The following is an 8,732-nucleotide window of genomic DNA, read 5'->3' as shown; positions in this document are numbered from 1 at the left end:
GGCGGCAGGGCGCGATGGGCAAAGAGCGATACAGGAACGTGTGCTCAACGCTCATGGTGGCGCTTGGGCCGCCCGTGCAGCTGCCTGCCCCGCACTCCCTACTGGCTATCTGTGGCCTGTGAGTTCCGATCACTGCCGCGCCTTCGCTGCTTTCGACCTGCAACCCGGGACCGGCGCTCCGCACGCGAACCGTGACCTGATCATGACCGCACAGGACCTCCTACGAACCGCGCCCGTGTTTCAGGGCCCAGGGTCCAAGGCCCGTGGCCCAGGACCCATACTTCGGCGGACACGTGACATTCGTTCTCTAGCAACCAGCAACCAGCAAACCAGCGCAGCAACGATAGCGCCCAGCAGCCCCCCCAAAAAAACGCGCTACCGCGAGGTTGGCCAGCCCGTGTACGACTCCGCGAGGTACGCCTTGGCATGCTCGGATGTGACCACGGAGTGAAGCTCACCAAGCTGGCGGGCGCGGTCGAAATCGTCGGCACCCGGCACTGTGTGGAGCATGGACGTCATCCAGTAAGAGAAGTGCTGGGCCTTCCATACGCGGTCCAGGGCGCGGTCGCTATAGGAATCGAGCAGCGCGGTGGAGCCGTTGGAGTAGAAGGAATCCAGCCCCTCGAAGAGCACCTTGACGTCGTGGATTGCCAGGTTCAGGCCTTTGGCGCCAGTGGGCGGCACTGTGTGCGCTGCATCGCCGGCGAGGAAGAGGTTTCCGTGCCGCATGGGTGTGTGAACAAAGCTGCGGAAAGGCAAAACCATCTTTTCCAGAACGGGCCCCTCTTTGAGTTCAAAGCCGTTGCCGTTGACGCGCTTGCGGAACTCGGACCAGATCCGTTCGTCGTCCCAGTCGGCCACGTTCTCTTTGGGGTCGCACTGAAAATACATGCGTTGAACGGTTTCGGTGCGCTGGCTGATCAGGGCGAACCCGTTCTCGGAGTTCGCGTAGATGAGTTCGTCGGCGCTGCGCGGGGCCTCAGCGAGTATTCCGAACCACGCGAACGGGTACTCGTGGAAGTACCACTTGCGGTTGGCTTCGGGGATCTGGAAGCGGCAGTGGCTGCGCGACCCGTCGGCACCCACCAGGAAGTCGGCCTGGATTTCGAACTCCTGTCCGTCGGAGTCGGTGAACCAGACCTTTGGCTTGCCTTCGAGGTCGTGCACGGTGGTGTCCGTGACGCTGTACCGGACGTCGCCGCCGTCGGCCGCCCGCTTTGCGGCAAGGTCCGCGAACACGTCTGTCTGCGGGTACAGCCACACGGATTCACCCACGAGCTCTTTGAAGTTGATGCGGTGACTCTCACCGTTGAACCGCAGTTCGATTCCGTCGTGTCGGTCGCCCTCGCGCAATACCCGGTCCGAGACGCCGGAATCCACCAGCAGGTTCACTGTTCCGTGCTCAAGGATGCCTGCACGAACCGTTTCCTGAATTTCCTTGCGGCTGCGGATTTCCACCACCACAGATTCGATGCCCTGCTTGGCCAGCAGGTGGGAGAGCATCAGGCCGGCTGGGCCTGCACCCATGATGGCCACTTGGGTGGTAATCGGTGTACGTGCCATGGTTTCCTCGCTTCGTTGCGGATCCCTGCTTGCCGTGAAGCGGGATGAATCTTGCATTTAGTGTGGCCCGCGAGGAGTGATTGGCGTTACAACAATTCCGTTGAACGGAAGTTGGACTCTAGTCGCCGAGTTGACGTCCTATCCCCCGGGCAGCCGTTTGGAGCGCGGGCACCAGCGCCTGAAGTCGCATTTCCGCCAGCGGCACAACCACTCCGAGCGCCGCCACGGTGCGACGCTTGCTGTTGATCACCGGCACGGCAATCCCCCACGTATCGGGATCCACCACACCAGCCAATTGCGCGTACCCCTGCTGCGCCGCTTCGGCTAGAAGTTGACGCACGACGCCGGCAGTTACCTTTGCGCTGGGATCTGCGAATTGCCGGAGGTACTCCGTCTGCAATTCGCGCGATTGGTTCGACATCAGGGCCAGACCGGCCGAGGAAATGTGGACGGGCATCCGCCCGGCGATCCGCGCCCGGTTGGCCACTGATCCCCGACGCGAAAGCCGCTCCACAAATAGTGCCTCCCACCCGTCAAGCACCGCCAGATTCACATTCTGGTTGAGGACTTGCTGTATATCTTCCATGAACGGCATGGCAGCCTGCCTGAGAGCCAGGGTGGGTGAATTGCGGTTGACGAGTTCCCATAAACGCAGACCCAAGCGAACAGTACCGCCCGCGCCGAGGTCCAAGAGTCCATGTTCGGAGAGTTGCCGGACCAGTCGGTGGGCTGATGACAACGGAAGTCCAGATCGGTCAGCCAACTCGCTTAGCTGCAGCGAGGTGGTCCCTTCCGGGAAGGCCTCTATGACCCGCACCACGCGGTCTACCACTGAATCGCCTGACGCCGAGTTAGCCATGCCCTGCTCCTTTGCTTCCGGCCGCCGCCTCATGAGGGCGCTCATCAGCCTGCCGATTGCGGCGCTCCGGGACACGGCCTGGGCGAATGCCCTGCTGGCTCCCTTCCGTTCAATGGTAGAACGTGTGCCAGGCAACACCGAGCGGTGATACAACTCTCTTAACCGACCGACCGACCGTTCTGCGGTGGGTCGACCTATCTGCGAAGTACCGAGGACGCTATGCCAACGATGTCATCTGCCCGCCGCTCTCAATGGCCCGTTTGGCTTTGCTGGCTGGCCATGGTGTTGGACGGCTTCGACCTCGTTGTCCTGGGTACCGTCATCCCAACACTCATCAAGACCGGCGAGTTGGGCTTTGACGCGTTCGGGGCTACCTTCGCCGCCACCATTTCATTGGTAGGTGTGGGCCTCGGCGCCCTCTTCATCGCGCCGCTTTCGGACAAATTCGGACGCCGTAAACTCCTGATCGCCTGCGTAGCAAGCTTCTCGCTGTTCACCGTCGGAGTTGCCTTCGCCCCGAATGTCGCCGTCTTCTCCCTGCTTCGTATGCTGGCCGGACTCGGCTTGGGCGCGTGCCTCCCTGCGGCTTTGGCGTACATCAACGACTACGCCCCTGCCGGATCGGCTGGCAAGTCCACTACCCGGACCATGACCGGTTACCACGTTGGCGCTGTAGCAACGGCGCTTCTGGCAATTTTCATCGTTCCGAACTGGCGGCTCATGTTCATCATCGGCGGCGTTGCGGGTCTCGCCCTTCTGCCCTTCCTGTGGGCGAAACTCCCGGAGTCTCTCCCTGAAGCAGCCCCTGCTGCAGGCACCCCGGCCACAACGGCTCCGACGCAGGCCAGCGAACTCAAGACGAGCCAACCCGCAAACGCAACAACCGCCGTCGGGCGTTCAACCAGCGGACATTCAACCAGCGCCAAGCCGAAGACAGGTTTCCGCGACCTCCTGCAGAAGCCGTATCCGATGGTTGCCTTGGGTATCGGCATCGCCTCGTTCATGGGGTTGCTGCTGGTCTACGGCCTGAACACGTGGCTGCCACAGCTGATGGCAGCCGCAGGTTACCCGGTTAGCACGGGCCTTACACTGCTGCTGGTCCTCAACCTCGGCGCCGTCGCTGGTCTCTTCCTCGCCGGAATCCTGGCCGACAAACACGGGACCAAAAAGATCGTGCTGATGTGGTTCGGTTTGTCCGCAGTGTTGCTGGCGATCCTGAGCGTCAAAATCCAGAACGAGTTCCTGCTCAACGCAGCCGTATTCGTCACGGGGGTCTTCGTCTTCAGCTCCCAGGTACTGGTGTACGCCTGGGTCAGCCAACTCTTCCCTCCCCGCCTTCGTGGTACGGCGCTGGGCTTCGCAGCAGGGGTGGGCAGGCTCGGCGCAATCGTCGGGCCGGCGGTGACGGGGACTTTGGTTGCCGCAAACATCGCTTACCCTGCAGGCTTCTACGTTTTCGCCGCCGCCGGGCTGTTGGCCGTAGCCGCGCTGTTCCTTGTGCCGCACCAGGTCACAACGACCGACACGAGCCTGCCGGCTGAGCGCTGAGCACCAGCTGAGCGCTGAACGACCGATGAGTGCTGAACACCAGGTGAGCGCTTCGCACTAGAGAGAAGTCCGGGGCGCGGTGCAGAGGGTCTCCCGTGCTTTCCCCAGCAGCTGCGGACCCTCGGCAAAGCAGCGGTCCGTGGACTTCTGAAGGGCCGGGAATGCCCGGATTGCGGAGTCGAAGTGGTCTTCCCGGATCATCCGTTCAATGACCTGGCACTGATCCTCCGTCTCCATGGCTCCCACCATGGCCGAGGAAATCTTCAGGCTCAGGATGGCGTCCATACTCGCTTCAGCGTTGTGCCCGCATAAGCCGTTGGAGATGCTCAGCACCCGGTCCGGCAGCATGGACAGGTAATTGGAGAGAAAACCGAGCGCCGGTGATGGATCTCCCAGCTCGTCAGCCAACTCTTGAAGGCGGCACGGTTCCAAGGCGGTGGCCTCCGTTACGGGGCCCGGGTCCTCACTCACCGCTTGCCGCCTGGGGCTTTGCTGTGCCTTGCGGGGCTGTGTTGTCCGGGTTTTTGGTCCAGATGGAGGCCAGCATTCCGATGACGAGGATGGCGGGTGCGCCGTACATGAGGGTGTTCATGACGATGGGTTCGCGCAGGGCCCGGATGGCGTTGCCAACGTAGGGGATGGTGGCTACGTGCTTGTCCACGGTGTTGCCTTGGAGGGTGGCGATCCAGGGGTCGAGGCCGTTGTTGGCGTCGCCTTTGGTCTGGACTGCGATGCCGCCGTCGGCGGTGGTGGTGATCTCGGTGATGCGGTGGGTTTCCACGCGCTGGTCTTCGACGGGGATGTGGTAGGTGATGATGTCGCCTACTTTGACGTCGGTGGTGGGGGTGGGGACGGTGACCACGACGTCGCCCGGGTTGATCAGCGGGGCCATGGAACCGGTGAGCATGGTGGAGGTTTGGTAACCCAGGATCCGTGGCCCGATCGCCAGGAACAGGAACACCAACGCGCCTAGGATCAGCATGCCCACGCCGATGCCCTTGACCACTTTGCCGGCAATCCGACGAAACCGGCCAGCAGTGCCAGCGGCGCTGGCAGCAGTTGTAGGGGCCGCAGTTGTGACGGCAGTTGCGGCGGCAACAGTTGGGGTAGCCGCATCAGCTGAGATTCCGACGGCGGCACTAGCCTCCCCGGCGGAACGCCGGCCGTGGAGTGCGGGTTCGTTGATGCTGGTGATGATGCTCATGACGTGGCGTTCCTTCCGTGGTGGGGGTTGAAGTTCGTGGGGGGGGTAAGGCGCGCTCACCGTGTTGAACAGCGAAACCGGTGACCCACAGGAGAACCGCTCTCCAGCAGAAACGCTGCCCAACAGCAGAACCGGGTGCGTCAATACCGGCGGACCTGATCGGGCAGGGGGGCGCCCGACCAGGCCCGGCGGGGCTGGTGGTGATTCTCCGTTCTGGTGAAGTGGCTGTGCTTGACGGGATACTCGCCGGGCCTGATCGGGCTGGGGGAAAGGAACCGATCAGACCCGGCGGGGCCGGTGGTGTTGTTTACTTGGTGGTTTCGGTGCGTTGGGTGCCGGTGAAGGCGAAGGCGATGGTGGAGGTGGCGCCTTGGAAGTCGTTGTTCGCGGTGGTGGGGAACGCGGTGGTGACTTTGAGGTTGTCGGTCTTGGCCGAGGTCAGCGAGGTGAGGTTGTTCAGGACCTTGTTCGCTGCGATGACCGGGCCGGAGGCCAGGACGGTGGTCTTGGTCCCGGTGCAGTTGTACGGGGCTGCGGCGCCGGTCCAGGCCACGGAGCAGTTTTCGATGGTCAGCTGCAGGCCGTTGGTCACGTCCGTGGTGAGCAGGGATGCGGTGGTGCCGGCGTTGGTGGTGAGGGTGACGTTGTTCAGGTCCGAGTTGCCGGTGTTGGCCAGGGTGACGAGTTTTTCGACCTTGTCACCGGGCAGCAGGCCAGCGACCGGGACGTTGAGGGTGTTCGCGGGGCCGGGTGCGCCCAGGGCGATGGTGACCGTTCCTGCGGTGACGGCTTGGGAGGCGGAGGTCGAAGAGGTGAACGCGCCGTAGGTGCCCATGCCGGCGACGGCGGCTGCGGTGCCGACCAGTGCGACGGAAGCGAGGATCTTGCCGGAGGTGGTCTTGAGGCTGATGGCCATGGGAATCAGTTTCCTTTCGGGAGGCCACCGTGAGACCGGCCGGCCGTTCGTTTCCAGCCTCTCTGGCTGACAAGAACTACTGTGCCGGGCCAGAATCAAGAACAAATCCTGCATACCCGCAACACTTCCTCAGGAAAACCTCAAGACTCCCGCAGCCCAATACAACCCAGCCCAGTCCAGCCCAACCCAGCCGGACCCCGGGCAATCTACGCACGTCGGGATAGCCCATCGAACCCCATGTGCAACACTTCTTGATGCACATGAACGGCCAATGGAAGGGTGGGACTCATGCCAATGTGGTTGCAGGCCTTGATGTGGGGAACACTTGCCGGTGGCGCTTTGGTCCTCGGAGCGGGCATAGCGTGGATCTGGAAAGTGCCGGCCAAAATCGTGTCCACGGTGATGGCATTCGGCGCCGGCGTCCTGATCTCTGCATTGTCGTTCGAACTTGTGGATGAAGCCGTTGAGGGCGGCGGACTGATCCCCACCATCTTTGGCTTCCTTTTGGGAGCGGTGATCTTTGTGGGCTCCAACGTCTTGCTGGCCCGGGCTGGAGCCAAGCATCGGAAACGTTCCGGTGGACCTCAGCCCTCGGAGAAGGACTCCCCGGGAAGCGGCACGGCCATCGCAGTAGGGGCTCTTATTGACGGCATCCCGGAATCAGTGGTCCTTGGTGTTGGCCTTCTCGCCGGCGGAGCAGTGAGTCCGGCCATGCTCGCCGCCGTCTTCATATCCAACGTCCCGGAAGGCCTCTCCAGCACAGCAGGCATGAAGAAGGCCGGACGCAGCCCCGCCTACGTCTTTGGCACCTGGGCCGGCATTGCAGTGTTCAGCGGGCTTGCTGCCCTGCTGGGATACACCGCCTTGGAAAATGCACCGGAGAGCGTGATCGCGTTTATCACGGCCATTGCCGCTGGCGGAATCCTCGCCATGCTCGCGGACACCATGATTCCCGAGGCCTTCGAGGAGCACCATAATCTGACCGGGCTAACGGCCGCCGTGGGATTCCTGAGTGCGTTCACGATTCATCACGTCGGCGGCTAAACACCGGCCGGGTTGGCTCCACGTCACTTGGGCGGGGACACAGGAACTACGGCAGCAGCCCAATCAGGGGCAAGGCGACCGCCGTCGAGATTGCCATGGCGGCCGTGTTGCCGATGACCGGATGGAAGCCGGTTGGCAGCCGCGCGGAGATCGCCTTGGCTATAGGCGGTGCCAGGATGGCACCTATCACGGCACCACCCACCATTCCCTGCCAGGAGCCGCCGTACGCGAGGACTGCCGCCGGGGCAACCGACACAACGGACGCGTAGGTGGCCGCCCATCCGCCCTCGCGGTACCAGCCCCGCCACAGCGTGACACCGATGGCCGAGGTCAGTGCCTGGGCAAACAGTATGTGCGGCAGCAGGCCGGTCCCGTACGACGGCAGTCCCGGGTTCAGGACAAATGCTGCGGCCACAGCAAGGATTACACCGGCGCCGGCGAGCTCGTTGGCGAAGAAATGAGTTTCCGTGAAGTCCTTGAGGACCCGCCGCGCAGCCCAAACGGCGTCGGCGGGAACGCGCCGGTTGAGGCTCGACGGCGGCAGCTCCGCTTGCGTGGCAGGGCGAACCTCCCGAGCCTCCCGCAGGACAAGCCACGGCAGACGCCGGGCTATCAGGAATGAGATGACCGAGCCCACTGACATGGCGAGCACGCTTGCCACCACAGCCGGCAGGGCAAGCGGGGCTGAAACAGTGGGGATAAACAGCAACGCCAACGGTGTGGTGGTAGCTGCACCCAGGATCGCTCCGGTGATGCAGGTCCGCCAACCAGCCCCGTACAGCAGGACCATAGCGGGAGCGACGCAAACGAACGGAACGAACGTTGGCTGCCACCCGTCGTCGAGCACCCAACCGAACACCAGGTTGGACAGCAACAAACTCATCGAAGCGGAAGCCAAAACCCAGGGCCACAGCCCGGAATCGTAGCTAAGTGTGCCGACCCACTTCACACCGCGACGGCCAACGCACCACGCTAACGCGGCACCCGTGAGCAGTCCGACCGCTCCGAGATCGGACTTGTAGAACAGCGGCTCGGTCATGTCACCGAGGAACCAGCGCACTGCGGCCAGAGGGGAACCGATGGTTTCCTGCGCCCAGCCGGCATAACCGGGACCCACTCGCGGAGAATGCTCCGCGAGCATGTGGAGGAGGAGTGCGATCACGCCGATGAGTGCCACCATTCCGAAGGCTCCCAGAGCGGTGCCGGCCGCGGAGCGCTCGGGGCGGCGTTCGGCGCTGCGCTCCGGCGTCGGTTCCGGCGAATGTTGCGACTGCGGGAGGGCGTTGTCGGCTGCGAAAGAGTGCGTCATTGGTGGCCCTATGCGTGCGGATTGGCGTGGCTCTGAGCAGCGTAGCGGACCTCCGGATGCGAGCTGCAGCCACGGCGCTACGGGGGATTTGTGACCGGCAGCGGGCACGTATCAATCCGTCAGTCGTCCAACGCCATCAACCCGCTCACCCTTAGTGGGTGATCTTTCTACCCATTCGATACCGATCCACCGAAGGCACGCGCGCTGGGGGCGCGGGCGAATCGAGAATGGTGGTGTGGTCCAGCCGGGGAGCGAATCCCCAGCCGGAGGACGGCGGTCCAGCCCCGGG

8 protein-coding genes are annotated in these 8,732 nt (G+C 63.4%); 2 read left to right on the top strand and 6 right to left on the bottom strand.

What is annotated here, in order from left to right; genetic code table 11:
* Positions 1-375 precede the first annotated feature (375 nt).
* Positions 376-1,563, bottom strand: a complete 1,188-nt coding sequence (locus tag EU811_RS05530) for a 4-hydroxybenzoate 3-monooxygenase (RefSeq protein WP_142937491.1) — start codon at positions 1,561-1,563, stop codon at positions 376-378.
* 118 nt (positions 1,564-1,681) lie between these two features.
* A complete protein-coding gene (locus EU811_RS05525; RefSeq protein ID WP_142937490.1) occupies positions 1,682-2,422 on the bottom strand; it encodes an IclR family transcriptional regulator in 741 nt (246 codons plus the stop codon).
* Positions 2,423-2,641: 219 nt separating this feature from the next.
* Here EU811_RS05525 and EU811_RS05520 point away from each other — a divergent pair, with 219 nt between their 5' ends.
* The gene (locus EU811_RS05520; protein ID WP_142937489.1) at positions 2,642-3,970 is read left to right on the top strand and encodes an MFS transporter; all 1,329 of its coding nucleotides are present in this window, start codon (positions 2,642-2,644) and stop codon (positions 3,968-3,970) included.
* A 57-nt stretch (positions 3,971-4,027) separates the two neighbouring features.
* On the opposite strand, the gene EU811_RS05515 is transcribed toward EU811_RS05520, so the two are convergent.
* The 3 genes from EU811_RS05515 to EU811_RS05505 form a co-directional block, all read right to left on the bottom strand.
* Complete coding sequence (locus EU811_RS05515; RefSeq protein ID WP_142937488.1) at positions 4,028-4,441, bottom strand: Hpt domain-containing protein; 414 nt, start codon at positions 4,439-4,441, stop codon at positions 4,028-4,030.
* On the bottom strand, positions 4,434-5,174 hold the full coding sequence (locus EU811_RS05510; protein WP_142937487.1) for a signal peptidase I: 741 nt from the start codon (positions 5,172-5,174) through the stop codon (positions 4,434-4,436). Before EU811_RS05510 ends, EU811_RS05515 begins: the two co-directional genes overlap by 8 nt.
* 307 nt (positions 5,175-5,481) lie before the next feature.
* On the bottom strand, positions 5,482-6,090 hold the full coding sequence (locus EU811_RS05505; protein ID WP_142936802.1) for a TasA family protein: 609 nt from the start codon (positions 6,088-6,090) through the stop codon (positions 5,482-5,484).
* Positions 6,091-6,378: 288 nt separating this feature from the next.
* Between EU811_RS05505 and EU811_RS05500 the strand changes: the two genes are divergently transcribed.
* Positions 6,379-7,134: a ZIP family metal transporter gene (locus tag EU811_RS05500; protein WP_142937486.1), complete on the top strand. Its 756-nt coding sequence runs from the start codon at positions 6,379-6,381 to the stop codon at positions 7,132-7,134.
* 46 nt (positions 7,135-7,180) lie between these two features.
* On the opposite strand, the gene EU811_RS05495 is transcribed toward EU811_RS05500, so the two are convergent.
* Positions 7,181-8,443 carry a hypothetical protein gene (locus tag EU811_RS05495; RefSeq protein ID WP_142937485.1) on the bottom strand — a complete coding sequence of 421 codons (1,263 nt, stop codon included), beginning with the start codon at positions 8,441-8,443 and terminating at the stop codon, positions 7,181-7,183.
* Between the last annotated feature and the right edge of the window lie 289 nt (positions 8,444-8,732).

Source organism: Arthrobacter sp. TS-15, assembly GCF_006964045.1.
Classification (GTDB): Bacteria; Actinomycetota; Actinomycetes; order Actinomycetales; family Micrococcaceae; genus Arthrobacter.
The sequence above is the reverse complement of the archived record's forward strand: the minus strand, read 5'-3'. Positions and strand labels throughout refer to the sequence as shown.

Bases quoted from the DNA above. Each gene is read 5' to 3' on its own strand.
- EU811_RS05530 (WP_142937491.1), bottom strand. From the start codon at position 1,563: ATGGCACGTACACCGATTACCACCCAAGTGGCCATCATGGGTGCAGGC.
- EU811_RS05525 (WP_142937490.1), bottom strand. From the start codon at position 2,422: ATGGCTAACTCGGCGTCAGGCGATTCAGTGGTAGACCGCGTGGTGCGG.
- EU811_RS05520 (WP_142937489.1), top strand. From the start codon at position 2,642: ATGCCAACGATGTCATCTGCCCGCCGCTCTCAATGGCCCGTTTGGCTT.
- EU811_RS05510 (WP_142937487.1), bottom strand. From the start codon at position 5,174: ATGAGCATCATCACCAGCATCAACGAACCCGCACTCCACGGCCGGCGT.
- EU811_RS05505 (WP_142936802.1), bottom strand. From the start codon at position 6,090: ATGGCCATCAGCCTCAAGACCACCTCCGGCAAGATCCTCGCTTCCGTC.
- EU811_RS05500 (WP_142937486.1), top strand. From the start codon at position 6,379: ATGCCAATGTGGTTGCAGGCCTTGATGTGGGGAACACTTGCCGGTGGC.
- EU811_RS05495 (WP_142937485.1), bottom strand. From the start codon at position 8,443: ATGACGCACTCTTTCGCAGCCGACAACGCCCTCCCGCAGTCGCAACAT.